This is a genomic window from Pistricoccus aurantiacus, from assembly GCF_007954585.1.
GTDB classification, from domain to species: Bacteria; Pseudomonadota; Gammaproteobacteria; order Pseudomonadales; family Halomonadaceae; genus Pistricoccus; species Pistricoccus aurantiacus.
In genome coordinates, this window is sequence record NZ_CP042382.1 from 2,367,212 (window position 1) to 2,386,725 (window position 19,514).

At 60.7% G+C, this 19,514-nt stretch carries 15 protein-coding genes and 2 pseudogenes; 15 read left to right on the plus strand and 2 right to left on the minus strand.

All coding sequences use genetic code 11. From position 1 onward, the window contains the following. Positions 1-20: 20 nt before the first annotated feature. From FGL86_RS11285 to FGL86_RS11325, 9 genes and pseudogenes are all read left to right on the plus strand, one after another. Positions 21-720, plus strand: a pseudogene (locus FGL86_RS11285) (IS5 family transposase); the annotation flags it as partial. An 81-nt stretch (positions 721-801) separates the two neighbouring features. Continuing rightward, the gene (locus tag FGL86_RS11290; RefSeq protein ID WP_147183356.1) at positions 802-1,206 is read left to right on the plus strand and encodes a transposase; all 405 of its coding nucleotides are present in this window, start codon (positions 802-804) and stop codon (positions 1,204-1,206) included. Next, entirely contained in the window at positions 1,203-2,315 is a 1,113-nt protein-coding gene (locus FGL86_RS11295) for an IS3 family transposase (protein ID WP_147183772.1), read from the plus strand. The genes FGL86_RS11290 and FGL86_RS11295 overlap by 4 nt, the downstream gene beginning before the upstream one ends. A gap of 7 nt (positions 2,316-2,322) precedes the next feature. After that, a pseudogene (locus tag FGL86_RS11300) lies at positions 2,323-2,487 on the plus strand (transposase); the annotation flags it as partial. Positions 2,488-2,767: 280 nt separating this feature from the next. Further along, complete coding sequence (locus FGL86_RS11305) at positions 2,768-3,850, plus strand: DUF3734 domain-containing protein (RefSeq protein ID WP_147184650.1); 1,083 nt, start codon at positions 2,768-2,770, stop codon at positions 3,848-3,850. Between the two features lie 89 nt (positions 3,851-3,939). Beyond that, entirely contained in the window at positions 3,940-4,710 is a 771-nt protein-coding gene (locus tag FGL86_RS11310) for a 3-hydroxybutyrate dehydrogenase (protein WP_147184651.1), read from the plus strand. 92 nt (positions 4,711-4,802) lie between these two features. After that, on the plus strand, positions 4,803-5,372 hold the full coding sequence (locus tag FGL86_RS11315) for a DsrE family protein (protein WP_222433750.1): 570 nt from the start codon (positions 4,803-4,805) through the stop codon (positions 5,370-5,372). Positions 5,373-5,430: 58 nt separating this feature from the next. Beyond that, complete coding sequence (locus tag FGL86_RS11320) at positions 5,431-6,408, plus strand: NADPH:quinone reductase (RefSeq protein WP_147184652.1); 978 nt, start codon at positions 5,431-5,433, stop codon at positions 6,406-6,408. 158 nt (positions 6,409-6,566) lie between these two features. Next, positions 6,567-7,130, plus strand: coding sequence for a hypothetical protein (locus FGL86_RS11325; protein WP_342780087.1), 564 nt, complete (start codon positions 6,567-6,569; stop codon positions 7,128-7,130). Between the two features lie 3 nt (positions 7,131-7,133). Here FGL86_RS11325 and FGL86_RS11330 read toward each other — a convergent pair whose 3' ends face one another. Next, on the minus strand, positions 7,134-8,030 hold the full coding sequence (locus FGL86_RS11330; RefSeq protein WP_147184654.1) for a MurR/RpiR family transcriptional regulator: 897 nt from the start codon (positions 8,028-8,030) through the stop codon (positions 7,134-7,136). Between the two features lie 202 nt (positions 8,031-8,232). Between FGL86_RS11330 and FGL86_RS11335 the strand changes: the two genes are divergently transcribed. From FGL86_RS11335 to FGL86_RS11355, 5 genes are all read left to right on the plus strand, one after another. Then, on the plus strand, positions 8,233-9,018 hold the full coding sequence (locus tag FGL86_RS11335) for an enoyl-CoA hydratase/isomerase family protein (RefSeq protein WP_147184655.1): 786 nt from the start codon (positions 8,233-8,235) through the stop codon (positions 9,016-9,018). 7 nt (positions 9,019-9,025) lie between these two features. Further along, positions 9,026-11,200 carry an acetate--CoA ligase family protein gene (locus FGL86_RS11340; protein WP_246131607.1) on the plus strand — a complete coding sequence of 725 codons (2,175 nt, stop codon included), beginning with the start codon at positions 9,026-9,028 and terminating at the stop codon, positions 11,198-11,200. Then, the gene (locus FGL86_RS11345; RefSeq protein WP_147184657.1) at positions 11,187-11,990 is read left to right on the plus strand and encodes an enoyl-CoA hydratase-related protein; all 804 of its coding nucleotides are present in this window, start codon (positions 11,187-11,189) and stop codon (positions 11,988-11,990) included. Before FGL86_RS11340 ends, FGL86_RS11345 begins: the two co-directional genes overlap by 14 nt. Before the next feature lie 98 nt (positions 11,991-12,088). After that, on the plus strand, positions 12,089-12,688 hold the full coding sequence (locus FGL86_RS11350) for a GNAT family N-acetyltransferase (RefSeq protein ID WP_147184658.1): 600 nt from the start codon (positions 12,089-12,091) through the stop codon (positions 12,686-12,688). A gap of 79 nt (positions 12,689-12,767) precedes the next feature. After that, entirely contained in the window at positions 12,768-14,573 is a 1,806-nt protein-coding gene (locus FGL86_RS11355; protein WP_147184659.1) for an SLC13 family permease, read from the plus strand. 60 nt (positions 14,574-14,633) lie between these two features. Here FGL86_RS11355 and FGL86_RS11360 read toward each other — a convergent pair whose 3' ends face one another. Continuing rightward, the gene (locus tag FGL86_RS11360) at positions 14,634-17,195 is read right to left on the minus strand and encodes an acyl-CoA dehydrogenase (RefSeq protein WP_147184660.1); all 2,562 of its coding nucleotides are present in this window, start codon (positions 17,193-17,195) and stop codon (positions 14,634-14,636) included. A 248-nt stretch (positions 17,196-17,443) separates the two neighbouring features. Between FGL86_RS11360 and betT the strand changes: the two genes are divergently transcribed. Then, positions 17,444-19,504, plus strand: coding sequence for a choline BCCT transporter BetT (betT, locus tag FGL86_RS11365; RefSeq protein ID WP_147184661.1), 2,061 nt, complete (start codon positions 17,444-17,446; stop codon positions 19,502-19,504). Positions 19,505-19,514: the final 10 nt, after the last annotated feature.

Here is a 19,514-nt window from a genome sequence, read left to right on the forward strand (position 1 = left end):
AGCAGTACGGGATTTTCCTCATGGGTGTAAACTCCTGGGAAGTGACGGATGAGTTCTGGAGCCGCGTAGCGCCATTGATTCCCCCGGCGCAGTCTAGGTCAGCGAACCGGGAATACCAGCGCAAGCCCGGCGGTGGGCGCAAGCCCAAGCCTGCTCGTCTGGTCTTCGAAGCCATCGTGTATGTGTTACGGACAGGATGTCAGTGGAAGGCGTTGCCGGCTGAACGTTTTGGCAGTGCCAGTGCCGTCCATAAGCGGTTCCTGGAATGGGAGGCTGCCGGCTTCTTTGAGGCACTCTGGCGAGCCGGATTGGCCGAGTACGACGAGATGGAAGGTATCGCCTGGCGTTGGCAGAGCATTGATGGCGCGACGCTGAAAGCGCCGCTGGCACAGGAACAGGTCGGTCCCAATCCGACTGACCGGGGAAAAAAACGGCAGCAAGCGGCATTTGTTGGTCGACGGGCGTGGCGTCCCGTTATCACTCACCGTTACCGGCGCGAATCGGCATGATGTGACCCAGATGGAGGCGGTACTCGACGCGATCCAGATCAAACGTCCCAACCCGCCTATTCGCCGTTCCAAGCATCTATGTGCCGATGCTGGCTACCGAGGAAAGGCTGCCATGTCGACGATGCTGGGGCATGGCTACATTCCGCATGTCCGGGGACGGCATGAGGAAGCGCAACAGCTCAAGCAGCGTCCTGGTAAACGAGCTCGGCGCCCCTGTGTGTCAACCTGAATCCATACACCGGCTCAGTGAGTTAAGCTCAATATCAGAGCCCGAGGTTCAGGAGCCCGTATCATGCCTAAACCGCCAACCGCGCTGCCCGATCATCAGGTCACGCCGAACCCCAAGCTGGAGAAGCGCACGCGTCGTCAGTTCTCGACCGAGTACAAGCTGCGCATCCTGGCAGAAGCCGATGCCTGTCGGCATGGCGAACTTGGAGAGCTGCTGCGCCGCGAAAAGCTGTACAGCAGCCAGCTGACCACCTGGCGCAAGGAGCTTGCCGAGAACGGCGTGGAGAAGCTCCACAAGACCGCCCCAGGCCCGAACCCGAGCAAGACCCCGGAGCAGAAGCGTATCGAGGCACTGGAGCGTGAGAACGCCCATCTTCAGCAGAAGCTCTCGACCGCCGAAGATTGCCTATCGCTCCAAAAAAAAGCGTTATCGATGCTCGATCGCATGAACAATGGGAGCGAACCATGATCACGGTGCTCGAAGAGCGCCCGGCGCAGCTTCCATTGGCCATGGCCAGTCGAGCCTTGGGCATCAACCGCAGCACGGTGTACGCCTGGCGAAAACGCCGCCATGAGCCTTCTACTGGGGCCTCCACCTCGCGCCGGCACTGTCCGCAGCCCAGAGCCCTGTCGGCCGAGGAGCGAGCGCAAATGCTGGAGATCGCGCATAGCGAGCCCTACCGGGATCAGCCGGTGTATGAGATCTACCACGACCTGCTGCAGCAAGGGATCTATCTCGGCTCGCTCAGCACCTGGTACCGGCAGCTGCGTGAGGCCAAGGAGAGCGGTGACCGCCGTCCTCAGCGTGCGCCCCAACACCATGCGGTGCCACGCATCACGGCAAGGGCCGCCAATGAGGCGTGGACGTGGGACATCAGCAAATTGCCCACGCGGCGACGCGGCGTCTACCTCAATCTCTACGTGGTGCTGGACCTTTACAGCCGCTTCATCGTGGCCTGGATGGTCTCTCACAAGGAGAATGCCGCCTTGGCTCAGCAGCTCTTCCAGGAGGCCGTAGATCGCTACGGAATCCCGCATGGAGCGCTGACGCTCCACCAGGATCGAGGCTCGCCGATGATCGCCCGGAGCTACCTGGACCTCATGGGAGAGCTGGGGGTGACGTGCAGCCATAGCCGCCCGAGGGTGAGTAATGACAACCCGTTCAGCGAAAGCCAGTTCAAGACCAGCAAGTACCAGCCCGACTATCCCGGGCGCTTCGAGAGCATCGTCCATGCCCGGCAGTGGTATAGCGCCTACGTCGACTGGTACAACCTGCAGCACCATCACAGCGGGCTGGCTGGCTTCACGCCGGAGCAGGTCTTCACCGGCCGATATCGCGAGATAGCGAAGGTCCGCCAGCGAGCGCTCGATGACAGCTTCGAGGCGCACCCCGAGCGGTTCCTACGCGGACGCCCCAAGGTGGTGATGCCTCCGGCCAGTGTCTCGATCAATCCGGTACAGCCCGATGACGACGACCCAGCGCCCTACAGTGTGGTGAACTTCCCGACGCTATCGGCGGCGGGCAACACCGAGACGAAATCGACACTAATTTTTAACGATCTGTCCGAATCAGGTTGACAGGTTCCGGCGCTGGATCGTGGAAGTCGCTCATAGCTGGTTCAATCGGTTTCGCAAGCTTCTGGTGCGTTACGAAAAGCTGGCGCGCAGCTTTCGCGCCCTCAACCAATTGGCGGCGGCCATTATCGCGTTTCGGAAGGTACCGCTTAAAGTGAATATTATTTACGGATAGATTCTAAGCTAACGCCAGGATCGTCGTTTTCTTAAAAGACGCTGGGTGACAAAAGTCGAGATTGTATTGCTGATAGAAAAGGTGTAGAAATAATAAAATTAGCTTGCTATTTATAATGCTGTACGGTAAGTCGACATCCATGGCTGCAATCAATTGGCTATGCTGGAAGGCATCCTATGACGGTAGGCATTCTTGAAAAATTGAATTCGGTATGGCGAGGACGCAGGATAAGCCGTCGGATTCCGGCCACTGGCACCGGTCGGCAGAGGAATCGTCAACGATGACCAACGTCGCTTTGGTGCTGCAAGGCGGCGGTGCCTTGGGTGCTTATCAGGCCGGCGCCTATGAAGCCCTGATGGAGAACAACTATACGCCGGACTGGGTGGCGGGTATTTCCATCGGTGCCATCAACGCCGCGATCATCGCTGGCAATCCGCCGGAGCGGCGAGTCGAGCGGCTGCGTGCCTTCTGGGAAGGGGTTTCCGCCGGCTTGAACTTTAGCGCCCCGGATGGTGACTACCCGCGTCGGTGGTTCAACATGTACAACGCCTGGGCGGTGATGATGCTGGGCGTTCCTCGTTTCTTCCAGCCGCGTTTTCCCCAGCCGATCGTTCAATTCAGCGGTGCCCGGGGGGCGACCAGCTTCTATGACGCCACGCCCCTGCGCCAGACCCTGGACGCCTTGGTGGATTTCGAACGTATCAACGCCGGCCATACGCGCTTGTCTCTGGGCGCGGTCAATATCGAGACGGGCAATTTCACCTATTTCGACAATGCCTACCAACGCATCGGTCCGGAGCATGTCATGGCCAGCGGTGCCTTGCCCCCGGCCATGCCGCCGGTGGAGGTGGACGGCGCCTTCTACTGGGATGGCGGCCTGGTCTCCAACACGCCGCTGAGCCATGTATTGCGACAGCCCGATGAACGCGACATGCTGGTCTTCCAGGTCGACCTTTGGAATGCTCGTGGGTCGGTGCCGCGCAACCTGGTGGATGTACAGGATCGGCAGAAGGAAATCACCTATTCGAGCCGTACCCGAACCGTGACCGACGCCTATCGACACGAGCTCAAGCTGCGCCAAGCCATCGCCAAGATCGCCGAACGCCTTTCGGAAGAACAGCGCCAGGATCCGGCCGTGAAGGAATATCTCGCGCTTGGGGAGCGGCGTCGCGTGGACATCGTGCATCTGATCTACAAGCGCAAGCGCTACGAATCACAGGCCAAGGATTATCAGTTTTCTCGCGCTTCCATGGAGGAGCACTGGCAGGATGGCTATCGGGATGTCATTCGGGAAACGAAGACGCAGGAATGGCTCGAGCCGGATGCCACGGATGAAGGGATCCGTGTCTTCGATCCTTACTGACTCGATCCCTGCCAGACGGAAACGTCCGGCGGAATAGACGCCGACGTCAAAAAGGCTGTAAAGCCCTTTCATTACAAGGAGCAAGCATCATGAAACTGGATGGTAAAGTCGCGGTCATCACCGGTGGCGCCAGCGGTATCGGCTATCAGATCGCCGAGCGTTTCGTCGAGGCCGGCGGCCGGGTCGCCATTGCCGATGTGAATATGGATAGCGCTCAGGAAGCGGCGAGCAAGCTGGGCGACCAGGCCATGGCGGTAGAAATGGACGTGACCAACGAGCAGGCGGTCAACGATGGCGTGGACAAGGTGGCGGAAAAATGGGGCAGTATCGATATTCTACTGTCCAACGCCGGGATTCAGATCGTTCATCGGGTGGAAGATTTTCCCTTCGAGGAATGGAAGAAGCTGACCTCGATTCATCTCGATGGCGCCTTTCTGACCACCAAGGCCTGCATCAAGCACATGTACAAGCAGAATTCCGGCGTGCTCTTGTACATGGGTTCCGTGCATTCCAAGGAAGCCTCGCCGCTGAAGTCCGCCTATGTCGCCGCCAAGCACGGCATTCTCGGTCTGGCTAGGGTGATGGCGGTGGAAGGCGCCAAGTATGGCGTGCGCTCCAACGTGATCTGCCCCGGTTTCGTGGAGACGCCGCTGGTCAAGAAGCAGATTCCCGAACAGGCGGAAAACCTGGGCATCTCCGAACAGGAAGTGCGCGATAACGTCATGCTGGGTCGCACCGTGGACAAGGAGTTCACCCAGACCAGCGATATCGCTGAACTGGCACTGTTCCTGGCCGCTTTCCCCACCAATGCCTTGACCGGCCAATCCGTGGTGGCGAGCCACGGCTGGTACATGAACTAGACGTTTCTTGTTGGGCGGCGTGGCACGTCGCCTGACTTGATGACTTCCGAACTCATTGAGCAACAACAGGTGTGACCTGCAAGGATTGTAACGTGAACAAAGTCAGTATCATGAAAAAAGGCGTTGGCGCACTGCTGCTGGCATTGCTCGCTACCTGCGGCACGGCGAGCAGCGTGTTCGCCGCGGACTCCTGGCAGACGCCGGCCATCGAAGGCTATGGGCGCATACGTCCCAAGCCGGATGCCGCCGTGCAGCCGGACAAGGCGAAAACCTACAAGGTCGCCTTCGATGTCGCCAATTCTTCCAAGCAGAAAGGCCAGCCCAATCCGGGGCTGAATCGCGTTGCCCGAGCGGTCAATGTTTTCGTGTCTGCCGGCGTGCCTCTGGATCAGCTGGATTTCGTGGCAGTCATTCATGGTCCTGCCACCGCCAGCGTACTGAACGACAAGCAGTACAAGCAGCGTTTCAATACCGCTAACCCGAATCTCGAGCTGATCAGGAAACTGACCGAGGCCGGCGTCAAGGTGCAGGTATGCGGTCAGGCCTTGGCGGAAAATAGTTACAAGGATGAATGGGTCGATGCCAATGTGACCGTCACGCTTTCCGCGCTCTCGGATCTAGCGATCTACGGGAATCGCGGCTACAGCTATCAGAAGATGTAGTTGTGACGCCAGTCGGAGAATGTGAGACTCGAAATCAACAGGGACGGAGGTGAAAAAGATGGCCAAGCGCATTCAGTTTTCTCGCAACGGCGGTCCGGAGGTACTCGAACTGGTCGATTTTGAACCTGCGGAACCGCAAGCGGATGAGGTCAGAGTCAAGAATCACGCCATCGGACTCAACTTCATCGATATCTATTTTCGCACCGGTCTGTATCCGACACCGTCGCTGCCTTCTGGTCTGGGCACCGATGGTGCCGGCGTTGTCGATGCGGTAGGGAAGAACGTGACGCATCTCGAGCCCGGGGATCGCGTTGCCTACGCCCAGGGACCACTGGGCGCCTATGCGGAGTTGCACACCCTGCCTGCGGAAAAGGTCGTCAAGCTGCCGAAGGGCGTCGAGTTCGAGACCGCCGCCGGCGGTATGCTCAAGGGGTTGACCGCTCAGTATCTGCTGCGTCAGACCTATCCGCTGCAAGGCGGCGAGACCATTCTGTTTCACGCCGCAGCCGGGGGCGTGGGCTCCATTGCCTGCCAGTGGGCCAAGGCGCTGGGAGTCAAGCTGATCGGCACCGTCAGCACTCGGGAGAAGGCCGAGAAAGCCAAGCAGAACGGCGCCTGGGCAGTCATCAACTATAGCGAGGAAGATGTCGTCGAGCGGGTGCGCAAGCTGACCGACGGCGAGATGTGCGATGTGGTCTATGACGGCGTCGGCAAGGACACCTGGGAAACCTCCCTGGACTGCCTGAAACCCCGCTCGCTGCTGGTGAGCTTCGGCAATGCCTCCGGCTCCGTGGAGGGCATCGATCTGGCGATCCTCAACCAGAAGGGGTCGCTGTTCGTGACGCGCCCGTCCCTCAACGGCTACGCGGATACCCGTGAGCGTCTGGAACGCATGAGCCAGGATCTCTTCGAGGTGCTGGAAAGCGGCAAGGTAAAGATCGATATCGGCCAGCGCTATTCCTTGGGCGAAGCGGGCAAGGCTCAGGAGGCCCTGGCGAATCGCCGAACCACCGGGTCGACGATTCTCATCCCCTGAAGCGTTTTCTCAGGCGGTTTATCACGACGCCTGTTGAACGACGCCTGTTGAACGACGCCCGCTTAAAGCGGGCGTCGGCGTTTGGGCCGGTAAAAAAGTCGGAATGTGCTAGGCTGCGGTTTTCTGTTCGAGCAAGAAGGAATGGCCCGTTGAAAGTCGTGCATGTGAAGAATGAACAGCAGTGCAATGCGTGTCTCGCCCGGCTATGCGCCGAGGTCTACGGTCACGAGGCGGGCATCGCGCCCTTGGTGACCTTCGCCGGTACCATCGGCGTGCTGTTCGAGCAGCAGGCCGCTCGAGTGCTGGCGCTGGTGGACGACAGCTCGCGGCCGGTGGCCCTGGCGCTGCTGGTACTCGACGAGCAGGGCGAGAGCATGGAGGTCGCACTGCTTACCGCCCTGGAAAGCGAGACCGTGGCCCGGCCCGCCCAGCAGCTGGTGAAAGCCCTGGCGGAAAAGGCGCCCCTACGGGTCAAGGCGGTCGATGACACCCAGCGCGAAATCTTTCGTGAAGCCGGTATCCAGCGTTGGTTCGAGGAAGATGACGGGACTCATGTAGGTCTAGGCCCCAGACATCCTGCCCCGGATGGCAGTGATCTACCCAGAGCGATGCACTTCGATGAACAGGCGGTGGTGCAGGCGTTCAAGCGTGACAAGGAACTCTTTGAAGGCTACAAGAAACGCTTCCTGCGGGGATTGGAGTCCTTTCCACAGACATTGTAGCCCTCAATCGGTTTCCACGTAGGCGCCCAGGTCGCGCATGCGTGCCTCGAAACTGCCGATATTTTCCACCAGAGTGTCTGGCCCTTGGGCGATGCATTCCGCCAAAATGGCTTCTCCCAGGGTGATGGCGGCGAGAATCGAGGGAAAGAAATTGGGGGTGGCGGTGCTCAGGTTGAAGTGTATCGCCGCTCCGGGGGCCAGGGGCGAGCGAGGGCTATCGGTGATCACGATGGTCTGGACGTCGGCGGTTTCGGCGACCCGCAGGGCGCGCAGGGTTTCCGCGCAGTAAGGGTCGAAACCGAAGGCCACTACCACGTCGTTCTTGTCGAGGGACGCCAGTTCCGTGAGCAGCCCGCCTTCCAGGCCGCGAATCAGGCGCAGGTTAGGCATGGCGATTCGCCCCATGTAGGCGAAGTGATAGGCACAGGCAAAGGTGTCGCGAAAGCCCAGCACCGCCACCTGCCTAGCCTGGAGCAGATACTGTGCCGCAGTCTGGGTCTTCGATCGATTGGCTGGCGTGAATAGCCGGCCGATATTTTCGAACGCCGTCTCGCCGATTTTGTTGAACAGTGAATCCCTGTCTCCCGTCTGGCGTTTCAACTGGCTGGCGCGGCCTTCGAGCCGTACCGCTTCCGCATGCAGCGTGCCTTCCTGCACGCCCGCCTGAAAGACGTCCCGAAAGGTATCGAAGCTCTCGAAGCCCAGGCGTTTTGCCAGGCGTACCAGCGTGGAAGGGGTAACCCCGGCGGCGTCCGCGGACTTGCGTATCGACTGAAAGGCGATTTCCAGAGGAAAGTCCTGCACATAGCGCGCCGCCAGCTTGAGCTGCGGACTGAGTTCCGCATAGCCGGCGGTCAGGGATTGATTGATGCCTTCCAAGGAGCGGTGAGGTGATGACATGACATTGGGCCGCTGAATGAATAGGCGCTTAGTGTACGTCAAATGTTCGACCGGAATAAAACGTTTGTTCCGAATTTATTCTTTAATTAGAACGTTTGTGTTGACTCGCGGCGTCGCTTTGGCTAGCCTCGGGTAAAACATTCGTTTCATCCGACGTCTTCGATCCCGGTGCTGGGCGTCGACGACGCCTCTGGAGATACCCATGACTTACGAGACGCTGATAGTGACCTCCCACCCGGGGGTGGTCGAAATTCATCTGAATCGTCCGGAGCGGCTGAATGCGGTCATCGAGCAGCTCTATCAAGAGCTGCTGCAGGCCTTGGCGGCGGCGGAAGCGGATTCGGAGGTTCGCGTGGTGATTCTGACCGGGGCCGGCCGCGCCTTCTGCGTGGGCGCTGACATGAAAGCCCACGGCAGCGCCGATCGCAGTCTGTATCAGCGCCGACAGTATCTGCAGCTGGGAAACGATGTCTGCGAGGCGATCCAGAACCTCAAGATTCCGGTAGTCGCGGCGGTCAACGGCTATGCCTTGGGCGCCGGCGCGGAGATGGCGGTTTCCTGCGACTTTCTGCTGATGGCGGAGGGCGCGCAGATCGGCTTTCCGGAAATCAGCATCGGGACCTGCGTGGGCGGCGGCGTTTCCAAGCTGCTGCCTCAGCTGGTGGGTCTGGCCCAGGCGCGGCGTCTGCTCTATACCGGTGTCAAGCTGCGGGGTGACGAGGCCGCCGCCATCGGCCTGGCGCTGGAGTCCATGCCATTAGCCGATCTGCCGGATCGAGCCAGGGAACTGGCAAGCGAGCTTGCACGCCAGGCGCCGGTCTCCATGGCGCTGCTCAAGCGTCTGGTCAATCGAGGCGGTCATACGGATATGGACGCCCAGCTGCAGCAGGAACTGGACGCGGTATTCACCTGTTCCACCACCGCGGACTGGCAGGAAGGCGTCGATGCCTTCGCCCAGAAGCGTCCGCCGCGTTTCAAGGGAGCTTGAAATGGCCATGTCCCGAATCAGCCCGTTGCACGATATTCTCGCCCCGAGCGGCATTGCCATCATCGGCGCCTCCAGCGATCCCACCAAGCGCGGCTACAAGGCGCTGGCGGGCTTGCTGGAAGGCGGTTTTGGCGGCGATATCTATCCCATCAACCCCAAGGCAAGCGAGATCCTGGGGGTGCCGGCCTACGCCTCCCTGGAAAGCCTGCCTAGAGCGCCGGAACTGGCATTGATCTGTACCCCGGCAAGCAGCGTGGCGAATCTGATTCGCCAGTGCGGTGAAAAGGGCGTCAAGGGCGCGGTGATCCTCGCCAGCGGCTTCGGCGAGACCGGCCTCGAGGGCAAGGTACTCGAGCAGGAGCTGCTGAACGCCGCTCGGGAAAGCGGCGTTCGCCTGATCGGTCCCAATACGTCGGGGCTTTTCAATCTGCACGCCAAGCTCAACCTGCTGGGGCTAGAAAACGTCGTTCCCGGCAATATCGGTATCGTTTCCCAGTCCGGCAACATGCTGCTGGCCCTAGCGCTGGAGGCCCAGCACCACGGCTGCATCGGCTTCAGCAGCTATGTCGGCCCGGGCAATCAGACGGATCTGGGATTCGGCGACTATCTGCGCTATCTCGGCGAGGACGACGATACCTACGTGGCGGCGCTGTACGTCGAGGGCTTCCAGGACGGCCGGGGCTTTCTCGAGGTCGCCAAGGAGATTACCCGCCGCAAGCCCGTGGTGGTCTACAAGTCCGGTGCGACCCGCCAGGGCTGCGCCGCGGCGAGTTCCCATACCGGTGCCTTAGCGGGCAGCTACGCCATGACCACGGATCTGCTGCGTCAGGCCGGGGTCAGCGTGGTGCAGTATTCCGACGAGATTCTGCCGGTGGCGGAAGGGCTCGGCGCGCTGCAGCAGGCTCCGGGCAAGCGGGTTGCCATCCTGGCGGACGGCGGCGGACAGGCGACTATCGCCGCGGATCGCATCGTCGAGGCGGGGCTGGAATTGGCGAGCCTGAGCGACACGACGCGCGCGCGACTGGCGGAGATTCTCTTTCCCCAGGCGTCCCTGGCCAATCCGGTGGACGTAGCGGGTTCCAGCGATGCCAACCCGGCGCTGCTGGCGCGGTGCCACGAGATCCTGATCGGTGACGAAGGCGTCGATAGCGTGCTGCTGGTGGGCATGTTCGGCGGCTACGCCAGTCGTTTTTCCGCAACCCTTGCCGCCAACGAGATGGCCGGGGCGGAGAGCATGGTCGAGACCGCCTGGAGTACACGCAAGCCCTTGGTAGTACATAGCCTCTATGCGCCGGTCAGGCCGCCGGCCTTGGAACGGCTGCGGGAGGCGGGGCTGGTGGTCTACGGCTCCATCGAGCTGGCGATCAAGGTGCTCGCGGCCCTGGCGGCTCGCGGTGAATATCTGGCTCGGGAGTCGTCGCCGACGGAGCCGGCCATCGAGGCGTCTCGCTCGCGGTTGATCGAACAGGCGCTGGAGGAGAAGCGGGATCTTCTCGAACCGGAAGCCAAGGCGCTATTGAAGGATCAGGGGATCGCCGTGCCCGATGAAACCTGGGTAACGAGCGCCGACCAGTTGGGAGAGGTCGCGGCGCAGGCCGGCGAGACGCCCATGGCGATGAAAGTGGTCTCTCGGGATATTCTGCATAAATCCGATGCGGGAGGCGTTAGGCTTGATCTGCGCGGCGCGGCCGCCCTCGAGGATGCCTATCGGCAAATAATGGCCTCCTGCGAGAATTACGCGCCGAATGCCCATATCGACGGCGTGCTGGTCAGCCCCATGGCGGCGAAAGGGGTGGAAGTCATTATCGGCGTGGTGCGGGATCCCGCCTTCGGGCCGGTGCTGATGTTCGGTCTCGGGGGTATCTTCGTCGAACTGCTGGAAGATGTAGCGTTTCGCGCCATTCCACTGAGCCGCCAGGATGCCCAGGGCATGCTGGATCAGCTGAAGGCCAGCAAGGTGCTGGATGGCCTGCGTGGCGCTGCGGCGGTGGACAAGGCGGCGCTGGTGGAGCTGCTGCTGAAAGTATCCCAGCTGGTACAGACCTGTCCGGACATTCGTGAACTGGATCTCAATCCGGTGATCGCCTATCCCCAAGGCTATTATCAAAAGGGCTACGCCATCGTCGATGCGCGCATCATTCTGACAACTTTCGATAAGGAGACCGGCGATGAATTTGCCTGATCTCACGGACGCGACCCTCACGCTGGAGGAGCGCATCGCGACCCTGACCCTGGATCGTCACGACCTGCGCAATGCCCTGACCGGCACCGGCCTGGTCGAGGATATCGTCCAGGTGGCCCAATGGGTGAACCGCTGCCAGGACGTCTCGGTGCTGGTGATCACCGGCGCGGGGTCGGCGTTCTCCGCCGGCGGCAACGTCAAGGACATGGCGGAGCGGGGAGGCGATTTCGCCGGCGATCCAGCGGAGGTGGCGCAGCGCTACCGGCAGGGTATCCAGCGTATTCCCCTGGCGCTGCAGGCGGTGGAAGTGCCGATCATCGCCGCGGTCAACGGCCCCGCTATCGGTGCGGGCTTCGATCTGGCCAACATGGCGGATATGCGTATCGCATCGAGCCGGGCCAAGTTCGGCGAGACCTTTCTCAACCTGGGTATCATCCCCGGTGACGGCGGCGCCTGGTATCTACAGCGCTTGATCGGCTATCAGCGCGCCTTCGAGCTGACCCTGACCGGTCGCGTGATCGATGCGCAGGAAGCACTACAGTTGGGTATCCTGCTCGAGGTGGTGGAGCCGGAGGCGCTGATGCCCCGAGTGCAAGAACTCGCCGCCCATATCGCCGCCCAACCGCCCAAGGCCACGCGACTGACCAAGCGCTTGATGAGTATGGCGCCGCGCCTGGAACTCAAGGACTTCCTTGATGTGTGCGCCAACTTCCAGGGGCTTTGCCACAACGAGCCGGAGCACCTGGAAGCGGTGGAGCGCATGCTCGCGAAAATGAAGAAGTCTTCCTGACGCGGTGCAGGTCATATTCTTCAGCGCGCATTTTGATGATCGAGACGAAGTCTAGCTGACGTCTGGATAGGGTTGACGAGAGTGATGGACGGCAGGTCATGCGTATCGATGAGCTTTCCCTGAAGGATGTACCTGCCGGCGCTGGATTGCTGGCCCGGGGAATGCGCGACAATCCGCTTCATGCGCGGGTTTTCGGCGGCGATCCCGGGCGCCGCGAAAGGGCGCTGTTGCGCATGTTCCAGCCTTTCCTGTATCAACAGGCCAGCCGGCAACAGCTGTTTGGCGCCTGGCGGGATCGGGAACTGATGGGCATTTGCGGTCTGTCGCCTCCTGGCGGCTGCCGGGTTCCCCTGGATGAAAAGCTCATGCTCCTGCCGGCGATTCTGCGTGGTGCGGGGGTCGTCGGTGCCTGGCGGGTTTTTCGCTGGACCCGCGCCTGGGAAAAGCTTGATCCCGATGAGCCCCATTGGCATCTGGGGCCGGTGGTGGTGAGTCCCGATTATCAAGGACAGGGCATGGGCAGCGCCTTGATCGAGGAATTCTGTCGGCGTGTGGATCGTCACAATGGCGTGGCCTATCTGGAAACCGACAAGCCGATAAACGCCAGGCTGTATCAACGTTTCGGATTCGAGGTCATCGCCGAGCGGCAGGTTCTCGGGGTGCCGAACTGGTTCATGCTGCGCCGCGCCACGATATAGTTTCCGGCTCAAATATGGCACGGGACTCGCTAAACAAGCGATGATGGGCATCGACATTTTCAGAGGTAACGACGATTTCATGTCCGATGCCACGCAACTCTTCATTCTGCTGGGCGTTACCTTGGCGGCATTCGTCTGGGGACGGTTTCGTTACGATATCGTCGCGCTGGGCGCCTTGTTGGCGGCAGCGGTGCTCGGCCTGGTGCCCATGGGCGAAGCCTTCCTGGGATTCGGCCATCCCGCGGTGGTCACCGTGGCGGCGGTATTGATTCTCAGCAAGGGGTTCGAGCGCTCCGGCCTGGTGGATATCATCGCCGGTCAGACCCTCAAGGTCGGCGACAATCTGATGCTGCAACTGCTGGTGTTGACCGGCACCGTGCTGGTGCTGTCCGCGATGATGAACAACGTGGGCGCCCTGGCCCTGATGCTGCCGGTGGCGATTCGCATGGCCCGGGAGCATCAGGCATCGCCTTCCCTGTTGCTGATGCCCTTGGCTTTCGGCTCGCTGCTGGGTGGGCTGATCACCCTGATCGGCACACCCCCCAATATCATCATCGCCACCTACCGGGCCAATCAGGGGGAGGGGGCCTTCGGCATGTTTGATTTCACCCCGGTGGGGCTGACGGTGGCGCTGACGGGGCTGGTCTTCATGGTGCTGGTCGGCTGGCGACTGACGCCACGACGCAAGAGCCGGGTGGATAGCGACAGCCTGTTCGATATCAGCCATTATCTGGTCGAACTGCGGGTGGGAGAGGAGACCAAGGCCAAGGGCTGGACCCTGCAGCAGCTGCAGCGCGAGCTGGGCGATAACCTGCCGGTGCTGGCAGTGGTGCGAGACGACGACCGGCTGGCGGGATATGCGTTTCTGGGCACGCTGCAGGAAGGAGACATTCTGCTGATGGAGGCCGGCCCCGAGGAAATGAAGCTCTTGGAAAGCAAGGCAGGGCTCAAGGTGGGCAGTCATGCCCAGGACGACAGCCAGGACGAAAGCCAGGAAGAAAAACAGGATGATACCCTGAGCACCAAGGGACTGCAGCTGATCGAAGCGGTGGTGCGCAACGATTCCATCATGATCAATCGTACCGTGGTGCATTTGCGTTTGCTGAATCAGCACGGTCTGCATCTGGTGGCGGTGGCCCGGGACGGCACGCGGCTCAGGGAGCGCCTGCGTAACGTTCGCTTTCGTGTCGGCGACGTGCTGTTGTTGCAGGGCGATGAAAGCCATCTCGCCGAAAGTCTGGCGACCCTGGGCTGTCTACCTCTGGCCAAGCGGGAGTTGAGCCTTGGGCAGCCGCGCCGGCTCCTGTTGTCCCTGGGTATCTTCGTCCTGGCAATTGCCAGCATGCTGCTGGACTGGCTGCCGGCTTCGGTGGCGATGACCGCGGCGGCGCTGGCATCGCTGATGGTGGGAGTGCTACCGCTGCGAGAAGCCTATCAGGCCATCGATGGGCCGGTGATCGTGCTGTTGGGCGCGATGATACCCGTAGGCCAGGCCCTGGACACCAGCGGCGGCGCCAGGCTGATCGCCGAGACCATGCTTGGCCTGGGCAGCGAGTGGCCGCCGGTGGTGACGTTGATCATTCTATTCGCGATGACGCTGATGCTTTCCAATGTCATCAACAACGCCGCCGCGGCGCTGCTGATGGCGCCGATCGCTTCGAGCCTGGCGGCGGGTTTCGCGCTGAATCTCGATCCTTTCCTGATGGTGGTGGCGGTCAGCGCCTCCTGCGCCTTCCTGACCCCCATCGGCCATCAGTCCAGCACCCTGGTGATGGGCCCCGGGGGTTACCGCTTCCACGACTACTGGATGCTCGGGCTACCGCTTTCCCTGTTGGTCATGGCTGTCGCGATACCGATGATCATGCTGGTCTGGCCGCTGCGATAAGGCCGATACAAAAATGCCCTGAAGATGACTCCAGGGCGTTGAGGCCAAGTAAAAAATTGATTACTTGTTTACCGAGACTTTCGGTTTACGTTTCCGGCTTGTCTCCCTATCGCTGTTCACTTCCGGGGTAGCTTCCGCGGCTCCACTGAGCCCTCCCGTTTCACTCTGATCCACGTCCGTGCCGTGCCAGTTGACCTTGCTCTTGTCGAGAGCGAAGGCGTCGAAGGCGAAGTCGTCCACGGTCAGCATATCCAGCACTTCCGCCTCGAACTCCCGCATGAAGGCCGTATCGTCGTCGTTCAGGATATGCTTGCGATGCGCCGCCTCGACCCGCTCCTCCGGATGCAGCGCATCCACGGGGAGTTCGCCTTTGGCATAGGCCTTGTTGAGCTTGCGATACAGCGGCTCCGCACGGTCGTATTGAGCGAGCAGGGCAGTGTAGCGCGCCAGCGGGTTGTCCTTCTGGCCTTCCTTCTGCTCATCCCAGGTATCGCGAATCAGCTTGCTGCGAAGCGGCGTATGATGCGACACCAGCTGAGCGATGCTCTTGGAGAGATGATCCCGCGGCATGTACCAGCGCCGGCCCAGGGGCATGACGATGGCTTTCAAGGTCTTGGCCAGGCCGCGCCTGGGCAGGTTGTCGAAGATTTCCACGAAGGCCTGCTCGGTGTGATACAGCAGGTAGATCGCGCTGTAGTGGAGCAGCTTGTCTTCGCCTTCCACCTGGTCGCCTTCGTGCCAGGCCTTGAGCAGCATGGAAAGCAGGTACAGGTTCGAGAGCACGTCTCCGAGCCGCGCGGACAGCATTTCCCGCGTCTTCAACTGGGAGCCCAGGCTCGCCATGGCCGCGTCCGCGCATAGGCTGAAACCGGCGGATAGGCGTGATATGTCTCGCGCGTAGGGGGCCGCCACCGCGTCGAAGGGCGTGTCCGCCTTGCCGAACCCTACCGCCTGGGTAAAGGCCCGGGAAGCGTTGCCGAAGATCAGCCCCATATGGCCGAAGAACGCTTCGTCGAAGGCTGCCGCGTCATCCTTGTCCTTGGCGTCCAGCTCCTTCAGCACATAGGGATGGCAGCGGATCGCTCCCTGACCGAAGATCATCAGGTTGCGGGTCATGATATTGGCGCCTTCCACGGTGATCGCTACCGGATTGGCGCTGTAGCCGATGCCGATATAATTGCGCGGGCCGACGGTCACCGCCTTGCCGCCGTGGATGTCCATGGCATCGCTCAACAGCAGGCGCTGGAATTCCGTCAGGTGGTACTTGAGAATCGCCGAAGGAACCGCCGGCTTGACGCCGTGATCGATCATGTTGGCGGTCTGATAGACCACTGCCTGGGAGATATAGGCCAGCGCCGCCATTCGCGCCAGAGGCGCCTGAACGCCTTCCATCTCCGCCACCGGCACGTTGAACTGACGGCGAATCCGCGCGAAGCCACCGGTCCAGCCCAAGGCATAGCGGGCGGTGCCGGAAGCACCGGAGGGCAGGGTGACGCAGCGCCCCACGGAGAGACATTCCACCAGCATCCGCCAGCCTTCCCCGGCCATTTCCGGGCCGCCGATGATGGTATCCAGCGGCACGAAGATATCCTTGCCGTGGATCGGGCCGTTCAGAAAGGGGCTGCCGATGGGATGATGACGCCGACCGATCTGTATGCCCGGGGTGTTACGCGGTACCAGGGCGCAGGTGATGCCGAGATCTTCCTCGCCGCCCAGCAGGCGCTCCGGGTCGAACATGCGAAACGCCAGGCCCACCACCGTGGCCACCGGCGCCAGGGTGATCCAGCGCTTGGAAAAGGTCATCCTGAGTCCCAGCACTTCATCGCCGTCGATTTCCTGCTTGCAGACGACCCCTGTATCCGGCAGAGACGTGGCGTCGCTGCCGGCGCGGGGGCCGGTCAGGCCGAAACAGGGGATCTCCCGACCATCCGCCAGGCGGGGCAGGTAATATTTTTTCTGTTCCTCGGTGCCGTACTTGAGCAGCAGCTCTCCCGGGCCCAGCGAGTTGGGCACCCCTACGGTGACCATCAGGGTCTCGTTGACGGAGAGCTTCTGCAGCACCAGTGACTGCGCCTTGGCGGAGAAACCCAGGCCGCCGTATTCCTTGGGGATGATCATGCCGAAGAAGCCTTCCTTCTTCAGGTATTCCCAAAGCTCCGGCGGCAGATCCGCCCGCTCCCGGGCGATTTCCCAGGCGCTGCACATGCCTGCGGCCATGGAGCATTGATGCTCGAGAAAACTGCGCTCCTCTTCCGTCAGGCCGTCGTCTCTATACGCCAGCAACTGATTCCAGTCCGGTTTTCCGGAGAACAGCTCTCCGTCCCAGGCGACGCTGCCGGCTTCCAGGGCGGTGCGCTCCGTGTCGGAAACCTTGGGGGCGATCTTCTTGAACATGGCAAAGGCCCGCGGCGACAGCCAGCGACGACGCAGGGAAGGCAGGCCGCAAACCGCGACCAGGCCCGCCGCGATCAGCAGGACGAATCCGGTGACCTCCGCGTCGAACAGCACGCCGATCAGCCCGAGAATGACCAGCAGCCAGGCAGCGGCAGCGGCCCCGGCTTCGCGACGCATGACGATCAGCAGACCGACCACCGCCAGCGCGATAAGGATAAGTGGCATGATTGGGATCTCCGTCCTGTGCAGGCAAGGATTCTAACGCTTGTTTGAATCTGTCCAGCTTAGTTGATTTGTATCGATGAGGCGAATGCAGAAACCCTAACTATTCTGGGTAAACAACATATCTTTAGTAAGTATCACGGTTCAAAAGCCCAGATAAACGAGTTTATTTTTATTGAACGGTCAATTAATATAAAGCAGGTTTTGCTTTGTCGCGAACCCCGATCCTTCGTTATCCAATAAGGAAAAATCGCATGGAGAGTGAATCTCGACAACCTGTGCAACCCCAAGGCGATCGTCTCAATCCCATAGTGTTCTACGGCTCGGTGATAGGTATCGTAGCGTTTGCATTATGGACGATGGGTTTTACCGAATCCGCCGGTCGTGTCATCAACAGCGTGCTGGGCTGGATATCGAACACTTTTGGCTGGTACTACTTCCTTGTCGTTCTGGCCTATCTGGTCTTCGTGATCGTCATAGGCTTTTCTCGCTTTGGCAAGATCCGCCTGGGACCGGACCACTCTCGCCCCGATTTCAATATGGCCTCCTGGGCCGCCATGTTATTCGCGGCGGGTATCGGTATCGATCTGCTGTTTTTCTGTATCGCTGAACCCCTGACACAGTTTCTGGCGCCGCCGGAAGGAGAGCCGGGCACCGTTGCCGCCGCCCGCCATGCCATGGAGCTGACCTTCCTGCACTGGGGGCTTTCCGGTTGGGGCATCTATACGCTGGTAGGCATGTCCCTGGCGTTCTTCAGCTATCGGCATAATCTGCCTTTGACCATTCGCAGCGCGCTTTACCCCATCTTCGGCAAGCGTATCAATGGGCCGATTGGCCATAGCGTGGATATCGCCGCGGTATTGGGCACGGTCTTCGGTATTGCCACCAGCCTGGGAATCGGCGTTATCCAGCTGAATTTTGGGCTCAACTATATGTTTGACGTGCCCGAGAACACCCTGGTCCAGGCGATTCTGGTCATCATGATCGTGATTTTCGCCACCATTTCCGCGGTGACCGGGGTAGAGCGCGGCATTCGGCGGTTGTCCGAGTTCAACATGCTGTTGGCGCTGTTGCTGCTGCTGTTCGTGCTGTTCAGCGGCCAGACGCTGTTTCTGCTCAACTCGCTGGTCACCAATATCGGCGACTACTTCGCCAATTTCATCGAGCTTTCCACCGATACCTACTCCTTCGATCCGCCAACGGATTGGCTGAACGCCTGGACCCTGTTCTTCTGGGCCTGGTGGATCGCCTGGGGGCCTTTCGTCGGCCTGTTCCTGGCGCGTATCTCGCGGGGTCGCACCATCCGTCAATTCGTCGCCGGCACCTTGTTGCTGCCGCTGACCTTCATGATGGCCTGGATGTCGATCATGGGTAACAGCGCCATCGACCTGGTCATGAATGGCGCCACCCAGTTCGGCGAGATGGCCATGAACACGCCGGAGTCATCCATCTATCTGTTTGCGGAAAATTTACCCTGGACGCTACCGGTCACCGTAGTCATCACGATCCTGGCCATCGTCTTTTTTGTCACCTCTGGTGACTCCGGCGCTCTGGTACTGTCGAACTTCACTTCCATCCTGAGCGACGTCAATCACGACGCGCCGGTATGGATGCGCATTCTCTGGGCATCGGTCATCGGTGTCTTGACCTTGGCATTATTGATGGCCGGGGGCTTGTCGGCGCTACAGGGTATGGTGGTGATCATGGGCCTGCCGTTTTCGGTGGTGCTGTTCTTCATGATGGTGGGGCTGCTCAAGGCCTTGCGTGTAGAAGGCATCAAGGAAGACAGCCACCGCGGGAGCCTCGCCGGGAGTCTGTCGAGCCGCTCCGCCAGCGTCGAACGTGGACCCAAGAGCCTTTCTCGGCGTCTTTCCCGGGCCATGAGCTTTCCCGGCCATCGCCAAGTCCGGTATTTTCTTCGCGAAGTGGCTAAGCCTGCCATGGAGACCGTTTGCCAGGCCTTGGAGGAGCAAAACGTGAAGGGCCGTATTGTCGAAGGAAGCGGCGACGAGGAACATCTGGAATTGAATATCGCCCTGGGGGACGAGCAGAATTTCACCTATCAGATCTGGCCGCGACGCTTCACCACGCCGTCTTTTGCCTTGCGCGCTCGATGGACCAACGCCCATTACTATCGACTGGAAGTCTATCTCCTCGAAGGCAGCCAAGGCTACGATCTCACCGGTTATACCAAGGAGCAGGTGATCGAGGACATTCTCGATCAGTACGAGCGGCACCTGCACTTCCTGCACCTCAACCGCGAGGCGCCAGGCGAAACCCTGATGCCGGATGACCCTCATCAACCTGCGGTCTGATGAATGTTAT

Coding starts and splice junctions, on each gene's coding strand:
- FGL86_RS11290 (WP_147183356.1), top strand. CDS start 802: ATGCCTAAACCGCCAACCGCGCTGCCCGATCATCAGGTCACGCCGAAC.
- FGL86_RS11295 (WP_147183772.1), top strand. CDS start 1,203: ATGATCACGGTGCTCGAAGAGCGCCCGGCGCAGCTTCCATTGGCCATG.
- FGL86_RS11305 (WP_147184650.1), top strand. CDS start 2,768: ATGACCAACGTCGCTTTGGTGCTGCAAGGCGGCGGTGCCTTGGGTGCT.
- FGL86_RS11310 (WP_147184651.1), top strand. CDS start 3,940: ATGAAACTGGATGGTAAAGTCGCGGTCATCACCGGTGGCGCCAGCGGT.
- FGL86_RS11320 (WP_147184652.1), top strand. CDS start 5,431: ATGGCCAAGCGCATTCAGTTTTCTCGCAACGGCGGTCCGGAGGTACTC.
- FGL86_RS11330 (WP_147184654.1), bottom strand. CDS start 8,030: ATGTCATCACCTCACCGCTCCTTGGAAGGCATCAATCAATCCCTGACC.
- FGL86_RS11335 (WP_147184655.1), top strand. CDS start 8,233: ATGACTTACGAGACGCTGATAGTGACCTCCCACCCGGGGGTGGTCGAA.
- FGL86_RS11340 (WP_246131607.1), top strand. CDS start 9,026: ATGTCCCGAATCAGCCCGTTGCACGATATTCTCGCCCCGAGCGGCATT.
- FGL86_RS11345 (WP_147184657.1), top strand. CDS start 11,187: ATGAATTTGCCTGATCTCACGGACGCGACCCTCACGCTGGAGGAGCGC.
- FGL86_RS11350 (WP_147184658.1), top strand. CDS start 12,089: ATGCGTATCGATGAGCTTTCCCTGAAGGATGTACCTGCCGGCGCTGGA.
- FGL86_RS11355 (WP_147184659.1), top strand. CDS start 12,768: ATGTCCGATGCCACGCAACTCTTCATTCTGCTGGGCGTTACCTTGGCG.
- betT (WP_147184661.1), top strand. CDS start 17,444: ATGGAGAGTGAATCTCGACAACCTGTGCAACCCCAAGGCGATCGTCTC.